This is a genomic window from Thalassovita mangrovi (genome assembly GCF_009857745.1).
GTDB classification, from domain to species: domain Bacteria; phylum Pseudomonadota; class Alphaproteobacteria; order Rhodobacterales; family Rhodobacteraceae; genus Thalassobius; species Thalassobius mangrovi.
On the sequence record NZ_WWEN01000003.1, the window covers coordinates 753745 to 772401 of the forward strand.

19 protein-coding genes are annotated in these 18657 nt (G+C 63.0%); 12 read left to right on the plus strand and 7 right to left on the minus strand.

The genetic code is table 11. The features are described from left to right. Nucleotides 1-43: 43 nt before the first annotated feature. Both GR167_RS10120 and GR167_RS10125 read left to right on the plus strand, forming a co-directional pair. The gene (locus tag GR167_RS10120; RefSeq protein ID WP_160973340.1) at nt 44-370 is read left to right on the plus strand and encodes a DUF3775 domain-containing protein; all 327 of its coding nucleotides are present in this window, start codon (nt 44-46) and stop codon (nt 368-370) included. A gap of 333 nt (nt 371-703) precedes the next feature. Then, on the plus strand, nt 704-1003 hold the full coding sequence (locus GR167_RS10125) for a hypothetical protein (RefSeq protein WP_160973341.1): 300 nt from the start codon (nt 704-706) through the stop codon (nt 1001-1003). A 70-nt stretch (nt 1004-1073) separates the two neighbouring features. Here the strand turns inward: GR167_RS10125 and GR167_RS10130 are convergent, their stop codons facing one another. The 7 genes from GR167_RS10130 to GR167_RS10160 form a co-directional block, all read right to left on the minus strand. Further along, nucleotides 1074-2216, minus strand: coding sequence for a saccharopine dehydrogenase family protein (locus tag GR167_RS10130; protein ID WP_160973342.1), 1143 nt, complete (start codon nt 2214-2216; stop codon nt 1074-1076). Nucleotides 2217-2232: 16 nt separating this feature from the next. Then, nucleotides 2233-2481, minus strand: a complete 249-nt coding sequence (locus GR167_RS10135; RefSeq protein WP_160973343.1) for a SemiSWEET family sugar transporter — start codon at nt 2479-2481, stop codon at nt 2233-2235. A gap of 2 nt (nt 2482-2483) precedes the next feature. Continuing rightward, the gene (locus GR167_RS10140) at nt 2484-3533 is read right to left on the minus strand and encodes a saccharopine dehydrogenase (protein WP_160973344.1); all 1050 of its coding nucleotides are present in this window, start codon (nt 3531-3533) and stop codon (nt 2484-2486) included. Nucleotides 3534-3562: 29 nt separating this feature from the next. Beyond that, a complete protein-coding gene (locus GR167_RS10145) occupies nt 3563-4222 on the minus strand; it encodes a histidine phosphatase family protein (RefSeq protein ID WP_160973345.1) in 660 nt (219 codons plus the stop codon). 99 nt (nt 4223-4321) lie between these two features. Beyond that, on the minus strand, nt 4322-4561 hold the full coding sequence (locus GR167_RS10150; RefSeq protein ID WP_160973346.1) for a WGR domain-containing protein: 240 nt from the start codon (nt 4559-4561) through the stop codon (nt 4322-4324). 64 nt (nt 4562-4625) lie between these two features. Beyond that, nucleotides 4626-5327: a response regulator transcription factor gene (locus GR167_RS10155; protein ID WP_160973347.1), complete on the minus strand. Its 702-nt coding sequence runs from the start codon at nt 5325-5327 to the stop codon at nt 4626-4628. Continuing rightward, nucleotides 5324-7246 carry a hybrid sensor histidine kinase/response regulator gene (locus tag GR167_RS10160; RefSeq protein ID WP_160973348.1) on the minus strand — a complete coding sequence of 641 codons (1923 nt, stop codon included), beginning with the start codon at nt 7244-7246 and terminating at the stop codon, nt 5324-5326. The genes GR167_RS10155 and GR167_RS10160 overlap by 4 nt, the downstream gene beginning before the upstream one ends. Before the next feature lie 201 nt (nt 7247-7447). On the opposite strand from GR167_RS10160, the gene GR167_RS10165 reads away from it, so the two are divergent. The 10 genes from GR167_RS10165 (at nt 7448) to GR167_RS10210 (ending at nt 18634) form a co-directional block, all read left to right on the plus strand. Next, nucleotides 7448-9421: an AMP-binding protein gene (locus GR167_RS10165; protein WP_160973349.1), complete on the plus strand. Its 1974-nt coding sequence runs from the start codon at nt 7448-7450 to the stop codon at nt 9419-9421. After that, on the plus strand, nt 9418-10233 hold the full coding sequence (locus GR167_RS10170; protein WP_160973350.1) for an ABC transporter ATP-binding protein: 816 nt from the start codon (nt 9418-9420) through the stop codon (nt 10231-10233). Before GR167_RS10165 ends, GR167_RS10170 begins: the two co-directional genes overlap by 4 nt. A 40-nt stretch (nt 10234-10273) precedes the next feature. Continuing rightward, entirely contained in the window at nt 10274-11275 is a 1002-nt protein-coding gene (locus GR167_RS10175; RefSeq protein WP_160973351.1) for a branched-chain amino acid ABC transporter permease, read from the plus strand. Nucleotides 11276-11278: 3 nt separating this feature from the next. After that, entirely contained in the window at nt 11279-11536 is a 258-nt protein-coding gene (locus tag GR167_RS10180) for a hypothetical protein (RefSeq protein WP_160973352.1), read from the plus strand. Nucleotides 11537-11561: 25 nt separating this feature from the next. After that, the gene (locus GR167_RS10185; RefSeq protein WP_160973353.1) at nt 11562-12638 is read left to right on the plus strand and encodes a branched-chain amino acid ABC transporter permease; all 1077 of its coding nucleotides are present in this window, start codon (nt 11562-11564) and stop codon (nt 12636-12638) included. A gap of 77 nt (nt 12639-12715) precedes the next feature. Beyond that, nucleotides 12716-13999, plus strand: coding sequence for an ABC transporter substrate-binding protein (locus GR167_RS10190; protein WP_160973354.1), 1284 nt, complete (start codon nt 12716-12718; stop codon nt 13997-13999). A gap of 76 nt (nt 14000-14075) precedes the next feature. Next, nucleotides 14076-14900 (plus strand): ABC transporter ATP-binding protein, encoded by an 825-nt coding sequence (locus GR167_RS10195; RefSeq protein ID WP_160973409.1) that lies wholly within the window; start codon nt 14076-14078, stop codon nt 14898-14900. A gap of 98 nt (nt 14901-14998) precedes the next feature. Then, on the plus strand, nt 14999-16219 hold the full coding sequence (locus tag GR167_RS10200) for a phenylacetate--CoA ligase family protein (protein ID WP_160973355.1): 1221 nt from the start codon (nt 14999-15001) through the stop codon (nt 16217-16219). Nucleotides 16220-16249: 30 nt separating this feature from the next. Then, nucleotides 16250-16972 (plus strand): peptidoglycan-binding domain-containing protein, encoded by a 723-nt coding sequence (locus GR167_RS10205; protein WP_160973356.1) that lies wholly within the window; start codon nt 16250-16252, stop codon nt 16970-16972. Between the two features lie 258 nt (nt 16973-17230). Further along, nucleotides 17231-18634 (plus strand): peptidoglycan-binding domain-containing protein, encoded by a 1404-nt coding sequence (locus GR167_RS10210; protein WP_160973357.1) that lies wholly within the window; start codon nt 17231-17233, stop codon nt 18632-18634. The last annotated feature ends 23 nt before the right edge of the window (nt 18635-18657 follow it).

Sequence of the window (18657 nt, forward strand, 5' to 3'; positions counted from 1 at the left end):
TCTGCATGGTATATTCAATGAATGCGCGTGCAGGAGAATGAACATGCTTGAAATCAGTGTCCGCAAAGTGGCCAACGTGATCCTGATGGCGCGGGAACTGAACCGCGCCGAGGGCGAGCTGCGGGCCTTCATCGACCGGCTGACCGAAGAGGAACAGATCGACCTGGTCACCCTGATGTGGGTCGGCCGCGGCAGTTTCGAAGCCGAGGAATGGGCCGAGGCGCGCGCCACCGCTGCGCACGAGGCCACGACGCCCACCGCCGATTACCTGATCGGCACGCCGCACCTGTCCGATCACCTGGAAAACGGGCTGGATGCCCTGGGGATTTCGGCGATCGACGACGAAGACGACCTGATCCGCGGCGGCTGATCCCGCAAAACGGCAAGATTTTTGAAGGCCCCGCCCTGACAGGCGGGGCTTTTTTATTCTCAAAGCCGTGAACTTTGGCCGGATTTGCGCGATCCGCCTGCATGATCGCGCGTGATCGAAGGCGGCATTCCGACCCCTGTCCCGCCGCTAAGCCGCTGAGTTCCAACATTTTGTGTCATCACGCCTATGTGACGTGCAATTCTGCGCGGTGGGGGTCTGCTTTGTGCACATATTTCAAGGGGTTATCTTCATTGAAGCGCGGGGTTGGCGGAACCATCTCAGGCTCAGGTCGCAACCAGCGACGTACCAAACCAACCCAAGAAAGGACTTGAAATGAAACTTGTTATTGCAACCGCCGCCTTCGCCCTGACCGCCGTTTCCGCCGCCTCCGCGGCTCAGAACTACGCCGCAGATACGGTCATGACCCGCAGCGTGCCGGCCGCCTCCTATCAGGAAGCCCGTGAAAATGCGGTTTACCCGTCGGAGATCGTGACGGTGACCGTGGGTCACAAATCGGTTCTCAACGCGGTTGATTCCCTGTCCGCGCGTGACCAGGCGCAGATCGTCGGTGACAGCGTGAACGTGTACACCTTCGCGTCGAACGGCCTGGGCGAGGTCCGCCCGTCCCGCTAAGTGTCAGCGCGACACTAAAAAAGACGCCCGCCAAATGGCGGGCGCCTTTGCGTCTCAATCCCGGCGGTGATTAGCCCAGGTGATCGACCACTTCCATATGCTGGGCCAGCCCGGCGATTTCGCCCAGCCATTCCTGCACCAGCGGCGCATCGGCAGGCGCGGCGGATACGCCCGGCGCGATCTTGCCCTGCAGGACCGATTCGATGGCCAGAGACACCGGCACCGACACCAGCCGCGCCATCGCGTTGCCGCGCTCGTCGCCCCAGGCATCCATGGTGTAGGTCTTGTGCCAGACTTCCTTGCCGTCCTTCTTCGCGCTCAGCGCGACGCAAAGGATGACGCGGTCCGGTTCGCCGTCGTCATAGGCGTTTTCGGCCCAGAACTGATCCGACATTTCCTTCAGCCGCGCATCGCCCGCCGCGCCTTCCAGCGTTTCGATTTCCTTGAACACGTCCGCCCAGGCCTCGGCCCAGCCGTTCAGCCGCAGGGTGCCGCGCACGAACTGGCGCACCGGCCAATCGGCGTCGAAACCGTATTCGGCCATGAAGGGGATCGAATCGCGGTTCGGGTAGACTTCGAAATCTTCCGCGGTGGGCAGCGGCGCGGTGTAGCTGCTGATCGCGTCCCAGGGGCGGTTCACGTCGAAGGGTTCGAAATCGCGGATCGAGCGGGAGGGCGAGCGCAGCGCCTTCAGCACGCCCAGCGGCGACCAGCTGAATTTGTAGCGGAACGGGTTTTCATTCTTCGGCACGCCGCCGCAATAGGAAATGAAGGACAGCTCGTTGGCCGGATCGAAGGCGTCCGACGCCTTGTAATCGGCCATCAGCGCATGCGCCATCAGGTGGTCGATGCCGGGGTCGAGCCCCACTTCGTTCACCAGGCACAGGCCCTTTTCCTTCGCCGCATCGTCCAGCGCGCGCATTTCCGGCGCGATGTAGGACGAGGACACGAAATGCGCGCCCTTATCCAGGCACAGCTTGGCCAGCGGCACGTGGTGATCGGCGGGCAGCATGGAAACCACCACGTCGCCCTCGGCAACCGCTTCGGCCAGCGCGTCCATGTCGAAGGCGCGGATATCGTCGGTCAGGTCGCCCACGGCTTCCTTGGCTTTTTCGACGGTCCGGTTCCAGACGGTGACCTTGTGGCCGTTATCGATCAGGCGACGCAGGCCGGGAATGGCCGACAGGCCGGTGCCGCACCAGTGAATGGTCATGGATAGCTCCCCTTGTTTATTTATATTTCAGTTTCGCCGCGACGATGCTCAGCACGATCAGAAGCGCGCAGCCATTGGCAAAGATCAGCGGCCAGTCGGTGACCAGCAGACCATAGACCAGCCAGAGTGTCACGGTCAGAAGAAACAGAATGTTCGCCGCCAGCGACAGGCCGGAGGTGTCGCGGGTCGCCCAGGCCTTCCAGGCCTGCGGCACCCAGCAGACGGTGCCGAGAAAACCGGCGAAATACCCGATATAGAGTTCCATGATCAGCCCATGTGACTTGCGAAGGTGGCCTTGGCCCGGCCCCAGACGCCGCTGTCCAGATCGGTCAGCGTCAGAAGCGACGGCAGCAGTTGCGCCGCGTAGTCTTCGGAGCTTTCCACCGGCAGCATCGAGGGCAGGTTGTCGATCGCCATTACGTCCATCACCGGATCGGTCGCCACGCGCAGCGCCGGTTCGGCCCAGCTGGTGGCGCGGTCATAGACCGGGATCGGGTTGTAATCGCTGTCCGGATCGCAGGCCACGTCGCCGATGGCGCTGAGCTTGCGCGGCTGATCCAGCGCTTCGCGCGGGACGAAAACCGGGGTGCCGGGGCGGGCGAAGATGCAGTTGAGGAAAATGTCGTGGTCGAGGATTTCCGGGAACGGCCCGCCGCTGGCGGTCTCGGCCATGTCCCACTTGGTGACCTCGACCCCCATCGCGGTGCACAGGTCCGACGCGCCGGTGCCGACGCGGCCAAGCGCGCCGATCACGATGGCGCGGGGTCGGTCGGTGCCGGTCGCGTCCAGTTCGGCCAGCAGTTCGGCGTTCAGCGCGTCCTTGCTGGGATAGACACCGACGGGCCCACAGATTTCGCCGCGCTGCTGCGCCGCCCAGGTTTTCAGCGTCACCGCCGCCCCGGCATACCCCGCCCAGTATCCGAAGGCCGCAACGCGGCGGCCGTTCTCATCGACCAGGTATTCCAGATCGTAAAGCGTGCCGCCGCCCGCCTTGAACCGCTCCAGCAGCGCCTTGCCCGAATGCTGCCCCTTGAAGGCATGGCCGAACATGATGTGGCGATGGGGCAGGGGCGTGCCGTCCTCGGGCAGTTCCTTCAGCCCGAAGATGATGGCGTCAGCGGGGGCGTCGGGCCAGGAATTTTCCGGCGCGATCTCGGCGCCCGCGTCGCGGTAGCCTTTCAGAGGGATGGCGCGCACGCTGCTTTCCTCGACGGTGACGCGGATGCCTGCCTTGATCAGCGCGGCGGCGCCTTCGGGCGTCAGGCCGACCCGGTCTTCGTTCGGGCGCTGTTCGGCGCGGACCCAGAGATGTGTCATGGTGTCTGTCCTTTCGGTCGGGCAGGGCGTCAGAGATGGGTTTGGGCATATTGCCGGTCGGGATGGTCCAGGTGCGGCACCGCGTTGAACTGGGTCAGCGCCAGGTCGTCGCCGACGCGATGCAGACGATGGACCGAGGTGTTTTGGATGGCAATACAGGCCTTGGCGAAGGCCGGGATGCCGAGCCCCATCACGTGCCGCATCACCATGCCGATCAGCCCTCCGGAAGTGACGACGATGGCGGGGCCGTGGCCCGCGTTGATGTCGCTGATCACCGCGTCGACGCGGGTTTCGAAATCCTGAAACGTCTCGGGCGTGTCGGCGATTTCACCGGCCTGCCACTTGCCCAGCAGCATCGGCATATAGGCGACGAAACCTTCGCGGCTGTCGGGCAGGTTGATGCCCTGCTGATCCTTCAGCAGGGTGGCGAGGGTGAAGAATTCCATCTCGTTGAGCCGTTCGTCCTGCACGATCTCGCCATGCGCGTCGGCCTTCATCGCCTGGGCGGTTTCGATATGGCGGGTCAGGGTGCCGCAATAGACCCGTTCGAAATGTTCGCCGGTGGCGCGGATGTGATCGCCCAGCCAGGCCGCCTGCTGCGCGCCCAGATCGCTGAGCTTGTCATAGCTGGTTTCGTCCTGCGCCGTGGTGTTGGCCTGGCCGTGACGGATAAGCATGATGGTGGACATGGCACTGCCTTTTTCGGTTCGCCGAATGGGTAGGCAAAGCAGGCCGTGGGTGCAATGGCCCACGTCGCGGAAACGGCAGAAATCGGCGGGGTTTGACGATCAGGCCGCGTCGGTGCGGTGATAGCCGCGCTTCAACGCCGCATTGCGCAGCCGGTCGGCCTGTTCCGAGGCTTGGCGCAGATTGCCGAACAGGTCGATCCGCGATTGCCCCTTGCCGCCGCTGATGCCCCATTCGCGCATCACCGACACTTCTTCGAGCAGGTTCATGGCGATTTCGACCCGGTAATAGCGCGGGCGGAAGGATTGGGGTGTTGGACGATAGAGCAGGCAGCTGGTCATGCGGTGATTCTAGGCGGGTGATTCGGGCGGATCAAGCCCGTCCCTACGCCGCCGTAGGGAATTTTCAGCCCCAGTTTACATCGCCCAGGAAAATATAGCCCGCGCCGTAGATCGTCTTGATCAGGCGGGGGTTTTTCGGGTCCTCGCGCAGCTTGGTACGCAGCCGCGAAATCCGCACATCCATCGCCCGGTCGAAGCTTTCGCCCGCAGCCCCGCCCAGCGTTTCCTGCATCACCGCGCGGGAAATCAGCCGTTTCGGGCGTTCCAGGAACAGCCGCAGAACTTCGCCTTCGGCATGGGAAAACGGGGTTTCCACGCCCTCTTCGTCTTCCAGGATGTAGCTGTCGAAATGCGCGGTCCAACCGTTGAACCGGGCGGTGTTGCCCGATTGCGGTGCTGCCTGCCCACGGCGCAGCCGGGCGCGGATGCGGGCCACCACCTCGGCGGGGTCGAAGGGTTTGATGATGTAATCGTCGGCGCCCAGTTCGAGGCCCGTCACCCGGTCCTGCACCTGCGCGCGGCCCGAGATGATGATCACCGTCGCGCCCTGTTCCAGCGCCAGCCGGTGCACCAGGGTCAGCCCGTCCTTGTCCGGCAGCGACAGGTCGACCAGGCAGACATCGGGGGTGGCGGTTTTCAACGCCGCTTCGAATTCGGTGGCACGGCCGAACCCCATGGTGCGGAACCCGGCCTCGTTCAGCGCGTCGGCCAGCATCGACCGGATTTCCGGTTCGTCGTCCAGGATGGTGACAAGGGGCGCGGTCATTCGGGCAGGGCTTCCTGTTGCAAGAAGGTGGTCAGCTGCGACTGGGTAAAGGGTTTACGCAGCAAAGGCGCCCGCGTCGAGGCGATTTGGCAAATCGGGTGGTCGGGCGGCAGCGAGGTCATCAGCGACAGCGGCGGGTGACCGGAGGGCAGCGCGTCGAGAAGATCGAGCCCGGTCTTTTCCCCCGCCAGCGTGATGTCGGACAGGATGCGCCCGATGTCGGGCAACCCGTCGAGCAGCGCCAGCGCCTCGTCCACGGTTTCGGCCTCGATCACCGTGTTGCCGAGCGCGGTCAGCATCGAGCGCACGGTTTCGCGCAGGTCGGGGCTGTCTTCGACCAGCAGCACCAGGCCCGGTTCCAGCGGCGGCGGCGCGGGTTGCAGCGGCAGCCGGATCACCACCCGCCCGCCGGTTTCGGTGTTGGACACGCCGATGCGGCCGCCGGCGAGTTTCGTCATGTCATAGACCATCGACAGGCCCAGCCCCGACCCTTCGCCGCCCTTGGTGGTGAAGAAGGGCTCCAAAGCGTGTTCCAGCGCGGTGTCGGAAAACCCCGGGCCGGTGTCGTCGAGGATGAATTCGGCCCACAGGTTCTGCACCGGGGCGACGGTCAGGCTGATCTGGCCGGATTTGCCGCAGGCATCGCGGGCGTTCAGGATCAGGTTCAGCAGCGAATCCTGCAACATGCCAGTATCGAGCATCAGCCGGTTGTCATGCAGAAGGTTGCTGATGTTGAGCGAAAAATTGGCCGGAAGCGCCGGGGCGGCGAGGATTTGCAGATCGTCCAGCATCAGCCCGACATCGGCCGGGACCGGGTTCCATTCGCGCGCGCCGGTGATGTCGGCGATCCGGTTCAGCAGCGATCCGCCGCGATGCGCAGCCGACAGGGTGGCTTCGATCTGGCGTTTGGCGTCGGCGGGCAGGTCCATTTTCTGCAACCGCGACTGGCTGCCCAGGATGATGGTCAGCAGGTTGGAAAAATCATGCGCCATGCCGCTGGTCAGCTGCGCTGCCATTTCTCGGCGGCGGGTCTGCTGCAGGGCGGTACGGGCCTGGGTTTCGCGGGTGATATCCATCGACAGGATGTAAACGCCGTCGTCGCCGCCATCGGTATCCTGCGCCGGGGTGAAGGCGGCGCGGATGCGGCGGGAACTGGATTCGTCGAAGAATTCGAAGACAGAAGGCGTGCCCGAGTACGCCTCTTCCAGATGCGGGCGGATCGCGGCGTAGATATCCTTGCCCAGGGCGTCGGCGATATGCAGCCCGACGATGTTCGACGGCCGTCCCGGCATCACCGAAGACAGTTTCCGGTTGGAAAAGGTGTAATACCGGTCCAGCCCCACATGGGCGATATGGGCGGGCATCATTTCGGTGGTCTGGCGTGTGCGGGCCTCGGTTTCGGTCAGCTGGTGCTTGGCCTCTTCCAGCGCGGTGACGGTCGCGGCAAGCTTGCGGTTGGCGGTGGCCAGCTGTTCGGCATAGGTCAGCACCTTGTCGGACAGTTCCTCGGACCGGGCGCGCAGCAGTTCCTCCTGCTGCTTGGCGCGGGTGATGTCGGTATAGACCGTGACCCAGCCGCCCTGCGGCAGCGGCGATCCTTCGACCGAAATCCAATGACCGTTGGCGCGTTTGCGTTCCATGTAATGCGGGGTGAAGGTCTTGGCCTGTTCGACCCGGACGCGGATCGCTTCCTCGATATCGTCGATCTCGCCATATTCGCCGCGTTCGACGAGAAAGCGGATGGTGCCCTCGAAATCCGCGCCGGGGCGGACCAGCGCGCTGTCGAGGTCGAACATTTCCCGGAATGGTCGATTGCAGGCGACCAGTTTCAGGTCGCGGTCGTAAATTGACAGGCCCTGCTGAATCAGATTCAGCCCGGCCATGGTCATCGCTGCGGTATCAAAGGGTTTCCGGCCCATGAATTTTCCTCCCGGTATCATGGCTAACATCCTGGGAGGGCGGCGAAAAGCATTGTGATTGCGGCTGTTACAATTCGTTACAATTGGGAAATGATCAGGAAAAAGTTGACGGTGAATTTTTAATTCGATCCCTTGGAGGAGGGAGAATCGCGGCTACTCGGTCGCACGCTCGGACTTATCGAGCATTTGGGAGGAATAGAATTGGCACAACCGTCACAGGCGGCGGGTGGACTTGCGTCCATCCCGGCGTTGTTGCACCGTAACGCCACCGAATACGGCGATCGCCCCGCCTATCGCGAAAAAGAATTCGGCATCTGGCAAAGCTGGACCTGGAAAGAGACCGAAACCGAGATCACCAATCTCGCGCTGGGTCTGATCAATCTTGGCGTCAACGAGGGCGATTTCATCGCGATCATCGGGCGCAACCGTCCTTACATGTACTGGTCGATGGTGGCCGCCGAATCCGTCGGCGCGATCCCGGTGCCGCTGTATCAGGACGCCGCCGCCGAAGAGATGGCCTATGTTCTGGATCACTGCGGCGCGCGGTTCGTGATCGCCGAGGACCAGGAACAGGTCGACAAGGTGATCGAGATTCAGGATCGCCTGCACCAGTTCGAGCACATGATCTATCTCGATCCGCGCGGGATGCGGAAATACGACCATTCCCGGCTGCACGAATTCGCCCATGTTCAGGAACAGGGCCATGCCGCTCGCGAAGAATTCACCCCGGAGCTGCGCCGTCGCGAGGCCAAGCTGGATTACGCCAGCACCTGCGTGATGCTGTATACCTCGGGCACCACCGGCAAGCCCAAGGGCGTGGTGCTGTCGAACCGCAACGTGATCGAAAGCGCCAAGAATTCCGCCGAATTCGACCATCTGCGCGGCAATGAGGAAATCCTCGCCTATCTGCCGATGGCCTGGGTGGGCGATTTCATCTTCTCGGTCGGGCAGGCCTATTGGTGCGGCTTCTGCGTCAACTGCCCCGAAAGCGCCGAAACCCTGACGGTGGACCTGCGCGAAATCGGTCCGACCTATTATTTCGCCCCGCCGCGGGTGTTCGAAACCCAGCTGACCAACGTGATGATCCGGATGGAGGACGCGGGCAAGCTGAAGAAGCGGATGTTCGATTACTTCATGGCCCTTGCCAAGAAGGTCGGCCCGTCGATCCTGGACGGCAAGCCGGTGGGCTTCGGCGACCGGTTCAAATACTGGCTGGGCAACCTGTGCGTCTATGGCCCGCTGAAGAACACCCTGGGCTTCAGCCGGGTGCGCGTGGGATATACCGCGGGCGAAGCGATCGGGCCGGAGATCTTCGATTTCTACCGCTCGCTGGGCATCAACCTGAAACAGCTTTACGGCCAGACCGAGGCGACGGTGTTCATCACCGTGCAGCCCGACGGCGAAGTGCGCTCCGACACGGTCGGCGTGCCGGCACCGGGCGTCGAGCTGAAGATCGATGACAGTGGCGAGGTGTTCTATCGCAGCCCCGGCGTGTTCGAGGAATATTACAAGAACGCCGAAAGCACCGCCTCGACCAAGGATGCCGAAGGCTGGGTCGCCACCGGCGACGCGGGCTTCATCGAAACCGATACCGGGCATCTGCGCATCATCGACCGCGCCAAGGACGTGGGCAAGATGGCCGATGGCAGCCTGTTCGCGCCGAAATACGTTGAAAACAAGCTGAAATTCTACCCCAACATCCTTGAGGCGGTGGTCTTCGGCAATGGCCGCGATCAATGCATGGCCTTCATCAACATCGACCTGTCCGCGGTCGGCAACTGGGCCGAACGCAACAACATCGCCTACACGTCCTATCAGGAACTGGCCGGTCATCCGAAGGTCCTAGAAACGATCCGGGACCACGTGGAAGAGGTCAATCGGTCGGTGGCGCAGGACGAAATGCTGTCGGGTTGCCAGATCCACCGCTTCCTGGTGCTGCACAAGGAACTGGACGCCGACGATGGCGAACTGACCCGCACCCGCAAGGTGCGCCGCCGGATCATCGAGGAAAAATACGAAGATCTGATCGACGCGCTCTATGGCGGCAAGGATGAAATCTACACCGAAACCGAAGTGACCTATGAGGACGGCCGCAAGGGATCGATCAGCGCGACGCTGAAACTGATCGACGCCGCGGTGGTGCCGGTGGCAACCCAGAAGGTGGCAGCGGAATGAGCAACGAAGAAGGATACGTCACCGCGGACGGCCGCAAGATCGGCGGCACCCTGATGGAGATGAAGAACATCACCTTGCGCTTTGGCGGGGTGAAGGCGATCACCGATATCAGCTTCGACATCAAGGAAGGCGAAATTCGCGCCATCATCGGCCCGAACGGCGCCGGTAAGTCGTCGATGCTGAACGTGATTTCCGGGTTCTACGTGCCGCAGGAAGGCGAAGTCTGGTTCAAGGGCGCCAAGCGCCCGCCGATGAAACCCTACCAGGTGGCCCAACAGGGCATCGCCCGGACCTTCCAGAACATCGCGCTGTTCGAAGGCATGAGCGTTCTGGACAACGTGATGACCGGGCGGCTGAACCACATGAACGCCGGCATGTTCCAGCAGGCGATCTGGAAGGGCAAGGCCGAGCGCGAAGAGGTGGAAAACCGCGAAGTGGTCGAAAAGGTGATCGACTTCCTGGAAATCCAGTCGATCCGCAAGACGCCGGTCGCGCGTCTGCCCTACGGTTTGAAGAAACGGGTCGAACTGGCCCGGGCGCTGGCAGCCGAACCGATGCTGCTGCTGCTGGACGAACCGATGGCGGGGATGAACGTCGAGGAAAAAGAGGACATGAGCCGCTTCATTCTCGACGTGAACGACGAATTCGGCACCACCATCGCGCTGATCGAACACGACATGGGCGTGGTGATGGACCTGTCCGACCGGGTGGTCGTGATGGATTACGGCAAGAAAATCGGGGACGGAACCCCGGATGAAGTGCGCAACAATCAAGACGTGATCGACGCCTATCTGGGGGTGGCTCATGACTGATTTTTCGCACGGAATTCAAAAGGGTAGGGGGGCATAACGGATGCCGACGCAATTACTTTTCGGGGCCGAGGTGTTTCTGAACGGCCTGATGGCGGGCGTTCTTTATGCCCTCGTCGCGCTTGGCTTTGTTCTGATCTACAAGGCCAGCGGTATCTTCAACTACGCCCAGGGCGTGATGGCGCTGTTCGCGGCGCTGACCCTGGTGGGGATCATGGATGGCCAGGTGCCGTTCAGCCACCTGATCAACGCCATGCTGGGCACCGACGTGCACCATTTCGGATGGCATGTGAACGCGCTGATTTCGATCATCCTGACCATGGGCGTGATGATCGTGCTGGCCTATTGCGTGCAGCAATTCGTGTTCCGCCACCTGGTGGGGCAGGAACCGATCATCCTTTTCATGGCGACCATCGGCCTGGCCTATTTCATGGAAGGCTTCGGCGACCTGATGTGGGGCTCGGACATCAAGAAGCTCGACGTGGGCCTGCCCCAGGGCGGTAGCTTCTGGATCGAGGAAAACAGCCAGTGGCTGGGCTTCGGCAACGAGGAATTCTACGGCTTCTTCCTGGATCAGCTCGACATCGTGGCGACCGGTATCGCCGCCATCCTGGTGATCGTGCTGGTGCTGTTCAGCCAGTACACCAAGCAGGGCCGGGCGATGCGCGCGGTGGCCGACGACCACCAGGCGGCGCTGTCAGTGGGCATCAGCCTGAACTTCATCTGGGTGATGGTGTGGTCGGTCGCGGGCTTCGTCGCGCTGGTCGCGGGCATCATGTGGGGCGCCAAGTCGGGCGTGCAGTTTTCGCTGTCGCTGATCGCGCTGAAGGCGCTGCCGGTGCTGATGCTGGGCGGCTTCACTTCGATCCCCGGCGCCATTGTCGGCGGCCTGATCATCGGGGTCGGCGAAAAGATGTTCGAATTCATCGTCGGCCCGATGGTCGGCGGCGCGACCGAGAACTGGTTCGCCTATGTGCTGGCGCTGCTGTTCCTGGTGTTCCGCCCGCAGGGTCTGTTCGGAGAGAAAATCATCGAAAGGGTCTAAGCCATGAGAAAGTTCCTCGCCGTGATCAACGTAATCGCATGGGCCGGTTTCTGGTCCTTCGGATATCTCGCGCTGGCCGGGGAGGACTTCTCTGAACGACAATTGATCATCGCGTCGGCCCTGGCATTCGTGGGCTTCGGTGTGGGGATCTTTGCCTACCTGAAACTGTGCTGCTGCGCCGAAGACTGCGGCTACGCCAAAAAGACCAAACAGCTGGACGCCGAGACCCGCAACCGGGCCCAGTCCGAGCATCCGCTCTGAGCGCGGAATTCGAAGAGGATTAAACATGTTCTATCGTGAGGCGGGCGATTTCAAAACGTCCTATGTCGACGACAACCAGACCTTCCCGATCAAGTTCGACCGGTACCGGTATTACTTCGTCCTGTTTTTCGCCTTCCTGATCGTCCCGGTGGTGATCAACGATTACTGGGTGAACGCGGTCTTCATGCCGTTCCTTATCTATTCGATCGCGGCGATCGGGCTGAACATCCTGGTTGGCTATTGCGGCCAGGTGTCCTTGGGGACCGGCGGGTTCATGGCGGTGGGCGCCTATGCCTGCTACAAGCTGATGACCTCCTTCCCCGAGGTGAGCATTTTCTTCCACGTGCTGCTGGCCGGCGGGGTGACCGCGCTGGTCGGCGTGGCCTTCGGCCTGCCCAGCTTGCGGATCAAGGGATTCTACCTGGCGGTGGCGACCCTGGCGGCGCAGTTCTTCCTAGTGTGGCTGTTTAACAAGGTGCCGTGGTTCTACAACCACTCGGCCTCGGGGCAGATTTCGGCGCCGGAACGCACCGTGTTCGGCATCGCCGTGACCGGCCCGCATACCAGCGCCTGGGCGACCTATCTGTTCTGCCTTGTCTTCGTGACCATCTGCGCGCTGCTGGCGCGGAACCTGACGCGGGGCATGCAGGGCCGCAAATGGATGGCGATCCGCGACATGGATATCGCTGCGGAAATCATCGGGGTGGACCCGCTGAAGTCCAAGCTCAGCGCCTTCGCCGTCAGTTCCTTCTTCATCGGCGTGTCGGGCGCACTGTTCTTCTCGGTCTATCTCGGCGCGGTGGAAGTGGGCGAAGCCTTCGGCATCAACAAGTCGTTCCTGATCCTGTTCATGGTGATCATCGGCGGCCTGGGATCGATCTTCGGTTCCTTCGCCGGAGCGGCCTTCCTGGTGCTGCTGCCGGTGCTGCTGAAGAACGTGCTGGTGGGCATGCTGGGCTGGCCGACCGACCTGGCCGCGCATCTGGAATTCATGATCGTGGGGGCGATGATCATCATCTTCCTGATCGCCGAACCCCATGGGCTGGCGCAGCTGTGGCGCGTCGCCAAGGAGAAACTAAGGCTTTGGCCCTTCCCGCACTGAGGACGGGCCCTGCCATAAGTCCGGGGGCAAACCCCCGGCACCCAACCATCGGATATGCCAAGGGAGGAATTTTACCGATGAAAATGAAACTGATCACGGCAGCTGTGGCTGCTCTTGTGGCGGCATCGCCGGCCATGGCTGACCTGACCTTCTCGTCGCTCAGCTACCGGACCGGCCCCTATGCCGCGAACGGCATTCCGTTTGCCGACGGCTATGCCGACTACTTTACCCTGCTGAACGAACGCGATGGCGGCATCGGCGGCGAGAAGATCAACCTGGTGGAATGCGAAACCGGCTACAACACCGAGAAAGGTGTGGAATGCTATGAATCGACCAAGGGCAGCGGCGCTCTGGTCTATCAGCCGCTGTCGACTGGCATCACCTATCAGCTGATCCCCAAAGCAACCGCTGACGGCATTCCGGTGCACTCGATGGGTTATGGCCGGACCTCGGCCAAGAACGGCAAGGTGTTCAGCAACATCTTCAACTACCCGGCCAACTACTGGGACGGCGCGTCGGTTGCTATCAAGCACCTGCTGGACATCAACGGCGGCGACATCAGCGGCAAAAAGATCGCGCTGGTCTATCACAACTCGGCCTACGGCAAGGAACCGATCCGGACCCTGGAAGAGCTGTCGAAGAAGCACGGCTACGATCTGAGCCTGCTGCCGGTCGACCATCCCGGTCAGGAACAGAAATCGCAGTGGCTGCAGATCCGCCGCGAACGTCCCGACTACGTGATCATGTGGGGCTGGGGCGTGATGAACCAGGTCGCGATCCAGGAAGCCGTGAACATCCGTTTCCCGATGGAAAACTTCATCGGCATCTGGTGGTCGGGTTCGGAAAACGACGTGAAGCCCGCCGGCGAAGCTGCTGACGGCTACAAGGCGTTGACCTTCCACAACGTGGGTTCGGATTATCCGCTGTACGAGGACATCCAGGATTACGTCGTCGATGCGGGCCTGGCGGCCGGCGCTGGCGACCAGATCGGCACCGTGCTGTACAACCGCGGTCTTTACGCCGCGATGCTGGCAGCCGAAGCGGCCAAGACCGCCCAGAAGATCCACGGCACCTCAGCGATCACCCCCGCGATGATGCGCGACGGCATGGAAAACCTGGAAATGACCGAAGGCAAGATGACCGCTCTGGGTCTGCCGAACTTCGGCCCGTCCTTCAAGGTGAGCTGTGAAAACCACGGCGGCGACGGCTTCGGCGCGGTCACCCAGTGGGATGCGAAAGCCGGTGAATGGAAGATGATCACCGACTACATGCAGTCGGATCAGGACGTCCTGGCACCGCTGGTCGCAGCCGATTCCGAGGCTTACGCCAAGGAAAACAACATCACCCCGGGTTGTAACTAATCCTCCCGCTGTTCCGGCCGCGTGCCTTGGTGCGTGGCCGGAACCCTACCAACCGATAACCAGAAAGTTAATGCAGATGCTGGATGCAGGACCCACCGACGAGACCCTTCTGGAGGTCAGCAATATCGAGGTGATCTACAACCACGTGATCCTGGTGCTGAAAGGCGTGTCGCTGAAGGTTCCCAAGGGCGGGATCACCGCGCTGCTGGGCGGCAACGGCGCCGGCAAGACCACCACGCTGAAAGCGATTTCCAACCTGCTGCATTCCGAACGCGGCGAGGTGACCAAGGGCAACATTTCCTATCGCGGCAACCGCGTGCAGGATCTGAGCCCGGCCGAGCTGGTCGACAGGGGTGTGATCCAGGTGATGGAAGGCCGCCATTGTTTCGAACACCTGACGGTGGAAGAAAACCTGATGACCGGCGCCTATACCCGCAAGGACGGCAAGGGTGCGGTCGATGCGGACCTGGACATGGTCTATCAATATTTCCCGCGTCTGAAGGAACGCCGCAGAAGCCAGGCCGGCTATACCTCGGGCGGCGAACAGCAGATGGTGGCGATCGGCCGCGCGATCATGAGCCGCCCCGAAACCATCCTGCTCGATGAGCCGTCGATGGGCCTGGCGCCGCAGCTGGTCGAGGAAATCTTCAACATCGTGAAGAACCTCAACGAACAGGAAGGCACCACTTTCCTGCTGGCGGAACAGAACACCAATGTCGCACTGCGCTTCGCCCATTACGGCTATATCCTCGAATCGGGGCGTGTGGTGATGGACGGCCCCGCCGCGGAATTGCGCGAAAACCCGGACGTGAAGGAATTCTACCTCGGCATGTCCGACGAAGGCCGCAAGAGCTTCCGCGACGTGCGGTCCTACCGCCGCCGCAAGCGCTGGCTGAGCTGAGAAAAAAATGAAACGGGCAGGGCGCGGTCCCTGCCCCAGCTGGATGCCAATCAGCCGGGTGCAACAATGCGAAGACACCCGCACCGGAGAGTTTTGCTATGAGCCGCTTTTTTGACGATCTCGAAACCCGCAGCGCCGACGAACGCGCCGCCGCCCTGGCCACGGCCCTGCCCGGACAGATTGCCCGCGCGCAGGCCCTGTCCGGATATGGCGACAGCCTGAAGGATGTCGATGCGGGCGCGATCAAATCGGTGGCCGATCTGGCCGCGCTGCCGGTGCTGCGCAAATCGGATCTGAGCCGGGCGCAGGGCGGCGATTACCCGTTTGGCGGGTTGACCACGAAACCGGCCAGCGGATTCGCGCATATCTTCCAGTCGCCCGGCCCGATCTATGAACCGGGCGGCACCGATCACGATTGGTGGCGGATGGGCCGGTTCCTGCATGCCTGCGGCATCGGCACCGGCGATATCGTGCAGAACTGTTTCGGCTATCACCTGACTCCGGCGGGGATGATTTTCGAAAACGGCGCTCGCGCGGTGGGAGCGGCGGTGCTGCCCGCCGGGACCGGCCAGACCGAATTGCAGGCCCGCGCGGCGCATGACGTGGGCGTGACCGCCTATGCCGGCACGCCCGATTATCTCAAGATCATCCTCGATAAGGCCGAGGCGATGGGGCTGAAGCTGGACATCACCAAGGCCGCAGTCGGCGGCGGCGCTTTGTTCCCGTCGCTGCGGCAGGAATACAAGGATCGCGGCATCGCCTGCATGCAGTGCTATGCCACCGCCGATCTGGGCAACGTCGCTTATGAATCCGAGGCGATGGAAGGCATGATCATCGACGAGGGCGTGATCGTCGAAATCGTCCGCCCCGGCACCGGCGATCCGGTCGCCCCGGGCGAGGTGGGCGAGGTCGTGGTGACCACGCTGAACCCCGATTACCCGCTGATCCGCTTCGCCACCGGCGACCTGAGCGCGGTGATGGCGGGCGACAGCCCCTGCGGCCGCACCAATATCCGGATCAAGGGCTGGATGGGCCGGGCCGATCAGACCACCAAGATCAAGGGCATGTTCGTGCGCCCCGAACAGGTGGCGCAGCTGGTCGCCAAGCATGACGAGATCGTCAAGGCCCGCGTCATCGCCGGGCGCGACGGCGAAATGGACGTGATGACGGTGCAGATCGAAACCCAGGCGCAGGACCCCGATGCCTATGCCTCTTCGGTGGTCGATCTGCTGAAGCTGAAGGGCAAGATTCAGCTGGTCGCGCCGGGATCTTTGCCCAACGACGGAAAAGTGATCGAGGATCAGCGCACATACGACTAAGCTGGCAGTACAACCCAAGGGGATTCTGCCATGCAAAAAACAATCGTCTTTACCGGCCTTGTCGCCGCCTCTCTGCTTTGGAATTCTCATGCAGGGGCAGCGGGTTACGCGGTGGCCCTGCCCGCCGAACAGGTCAGCGCCCAGCTGAGCGCGCTGCGTGACCAAGGTGCGGCCGGGGTCCATGATTCTCATCCCAACCGTGTTTCTGGCGCGGTTCAGGCGAACAAGCAGGCAAACGAGCCGGAGCGGCTGATCCTGGCCGCTGCGTCGGGCGACCCGCGCGTCCGCGCGGAAGCCGAGGAACGGACCCTGCGCCTGACCCGCAACGAGCGGCTTACCCTTCAGCGCGAGCTGACGCTGCTGGGCTTTTCGACCGGCGGCGTGGACGGTGTGTTCGGACCCAAGACCCGGGCCGCCATCCGGCGGTTCCAGGCCAGCCGGAACTATGCCCAGACCGGATACCTGACCGCGCAGCAGGTGAGGCAGATTCACCGCGAGGCGGAGCAGCATCGTGTGAAACCCGTTCCTGTCCTACCCGTCCCCGTGCCCGTTCCTGTCGTGCCCAAGCCTGTTCAGCCCCAACCTGTCCAACCTCAGCCGGTACAGCCGCAGCCTGTGCAGCCCCAACCTGTCCAGCCTCAGCCGGTTCAGCCGCAGCCCACCCAGCCCCAACCTGTTCAGCCGCAGCCTGACCAGCCCCAACCCGGACAGCCTCAGCCCGGCCAACCCAAGCCGAAACCCGTTCAGCCTTGACCGTGTTCAGTCGGACGGGGATTGGCTCAAGCGCTCTCCGTCCGGCCAGAAGCTGATCGCCGGGCGCGATGGCGAAATGGGCATGATGGCGGTGCAGATCGAAACCGTGGCGCCTCTGTTCTGTCGCGCGTCGAGCTGCCGAAGACGACAGGCAAGATTCAGCGGATTGCGCCGGGATATTTACCCAACGACGGAAAAGTGATCGAGAATCCGCGCACATAGGACTAAGCTGGCGGCAGAACCCAAGGGGGAACTGCCATGCGTATACCATCCGTTTTCACCGCTATTGCCGCTGCGCTGCTGCTCTGGAGCCCCGATGCCAGGGCCGCGGATTACGCGTTGATCCTGGCCAACCGGACCTATGACAACGCCCCGGCGGAGCCGCAGGCGGCGTCCTTCGTCGAATGGCGGGACATGCTGCGCGACGCCGGGTTCGAGGTGTTCGGCGGTCCGAACCGGCAGACTGCGATCATGGTGAGTGCCGCGGAGGAGTTCCGCCACGCTATTGGCAGGGGCGATGCCGACCGGATCGTCGTGGTCGTTTCGGGGCGGGTTGTGGCCACTGCCACCGACAGCTGGCTTTTAGGCAAGGAATATAAAACGCCCTCGGCGCTGTCGGTCGGCCGCCTGGGCGTGTCGCTGGGCGGGCTGAACCAGGTGCTGGGCGATCACGAGGGGCATGGCCTGCTGGTGGTCGCGCCGACCTGGAGCAGCCGCGAAGCGGCCGGGCCCGGCTTGCGGGTGGGCGCGCGGGTCCTGGCGCCGGCAGAGGGCGTCGCGGTGATGGATGGGCCCGCCGACAAGCTGATGCCGCTGGTGCGCAAGGCGGTGACAGGCACCCGGCAGCCGCTGGGACAGATCGCGCGCAACTTGCCCAGTGGTGTCGCGCTGCGGGGCTATCTGCCCAACGACCGCCCACTGGGGCGGGAGGCGGTCAACCGTGTCGATGACAGCGACCGCGCCTATTGGAGCGCAGTGCGTGACCTGGGCACGGTGGACGCCTACCGGTCCTATCTCAACCGCTTTCCGAACGGGCTGTTCGCGGCAGAAGCGCGCCGCCTGATCGCGGCCGCACAGGACGATCCCCGCCGCCGTGCGGAAGCCGAGGAACAGGCCCTGGGCCTGTCGCGCAACGATCGTATTTCGATCCAGCGCGACCTGACACTGCTGGGATTCGGGACCGGCGGCGTGGACGGTGTGTTTGGCCCCAGAACCCGGGCCGCGATCCGAAATTTCCAGGCCAGCCGGCAATATGCCCAGACCGGATACCTGACCGCGCCGCAGGTGACGCAGATCCACCGTGAAGCGGCGCAGCGGCGCAGCGAACTGGAACGGGCGGACCGGGAGTATTGGGGCCTGACCGGCGCGCTTGGGACGATCGCGGGGCTGAACGCCTATCTGGATCGCTATCCCAACGGCATCTATGCCGACGGCGCGCGCCGCCGGCTGGATGAACTGGATCGCACGCGGCGGGAAGAGGCCGCCTGGGACAGGGCGCGGCGGCTCGATACCCTTGCCGCCTATCGCGACTTCGTGCGCAGGTTCCCCGCCAGCCGCCATACCGCCGCCGCCAGGAGACGGATCGCGGAACTGGAGCGGACGACTTTCCCCAATGTCATCCCGCTGGACCGGTTGCTGCTGGATCGCATCAAGCCCGATTGAGCCTAGCGCGGCTGGTCCGGGGA

What these genes read in the sequence shown, in the direction of transcription:
- GR167_RS10135 (WP_160973343.1), bottom strand. Translation starts at nt 2,481, where the DNA reads ATGGAACTCTATATCGGGTATTTCGCCGGTTTTCTCGGCACCGTCTGC.
- GR167_RS10140 (WP_160973344.1), bottom strand. Translation starts at nt 3,533, where the DNA reads ATGACACATCTCTGGGTCCGCGCCGAACAGCGCCCGAACGAAGACCGG.
- GR167_RS10130 (WP_160973342.1), bottom strand. Translation starts at nt 2,216, where the DNA reads ATGACCATTCACTGGTGCGGCACCGGCCTGTCGGCCATTCCCGGCCTG.
- GR167_RS10205 (WP_160973356.1), top strand. Translation starts at nt 16,250, where the DNA reads ATGCAAAAAACAATCGTCTTTACCGGCCTTGTCGCCGCCTCTCTGCTT.
- GR167_RS10180 (WP_160973352.1), top strand. Translation starts at nt 11,279, where the DNA reads ATGAGAAAGTTCCTCGCCGTGATCAACGTAATCGCATGGGCCGGTTTC.
- GR167_RS10175 (WP_160973351.1), top strand. Translation starts at nt 10,274, where the DNA reads ATGCCGACGCAATTACTTTTCGGGGCCGAGGTGTTTCTGAACGGCCTG.
- GR167_RS10150 (WP_160973346.1), bottom strand. Translation starts at nt 4,561, where the DNA reads ATGACCAGCTGCCTGCTCTATCGTCCAACACCCCAATCCTTCCGCCCG.
- GR167_RS10190 (WP_160973354.1), top strand. Translation starts at nt 12,716, where the DNA reads ATGAAAATGAAACTGATCACGGCAGCTGTGGCTGCTCTTGTGGCGGCA.
- GR167_RS10195 (WP_160973409.1), top strand. Translation starts at nt 14,076, where the DNA reads ATGCTGGATGCAGGACCCACCGACGAGACCCTTCTGGAGGTCAGCAAT.
- GR167_RS10210 (WP_160973357.1), top strand. Translation starts at nt 17,231, where the DNA reads ATGCGTATACCATCCGTTTTCACCGCTATTGCCGCTGCGCTGCTGCTC.
- GR167_RS10170 (WP_160973350.1), top strand. Translation starts at nt 9,418, where the DNA reads ATGAGCAACGAAGAAGGATACGTCACCGCGGACGGCCGCAAGATCGGC.
- GR167_RS10185 (WP_160973353.1), top strand. Translation starts at nt 11,562, where the DNA reads ATGTTCTATCGTGAGGCGGGCGATTTCAAAACGTCCTATGTCGACGAC.
- GR167_RS10145 (WP_160973345.1), bottom strand. Translation starts at nt 4,222, where the DNA reads ATGTCCACCATCATGCTTATCCGTCACGGCCAGGCCAACACCACGGCG.
- GR167_RS10155 (WP_160973347.1), bottom strand. Translation starts at nt 5,327, where the DNA reads ATGACCGCGCCCCTTGTCACCATCCTGGACGACGAACCGGAAATCCGG.
- GR167_RS10200 (WP_160973355.1), top strand. Translation starts at nt 14,999, where the DNA reads ATGAGCCGCTTTTTTGACGATCTCGAAACCCGCAGCGCCGACGAACGC.
- GR167_RS10120 (WP_160973340.1), top strand. Translation starts at nt 44, where the DNA reads ATGCTTGAAATCAGTGTCCGCAAAGTGGCCAACGTGATCCTGATGGCG.
- GR167_RS10160 (WP_160973348.1), bottom strand. Translation starts at nt 7,246, where the DNA reads ATGGGCCGGAAACCCTTTGATACCGCAGCGATGACCATGGCCGGGCTG.
- GR167_RS10125 (WP_160973341.1), top strand. Translation starts at nt 704, where the DNA reads ATGAAACTTGTTATTGCAACCGCCGCCTTCGCCCTGACCGCCGTTTCC.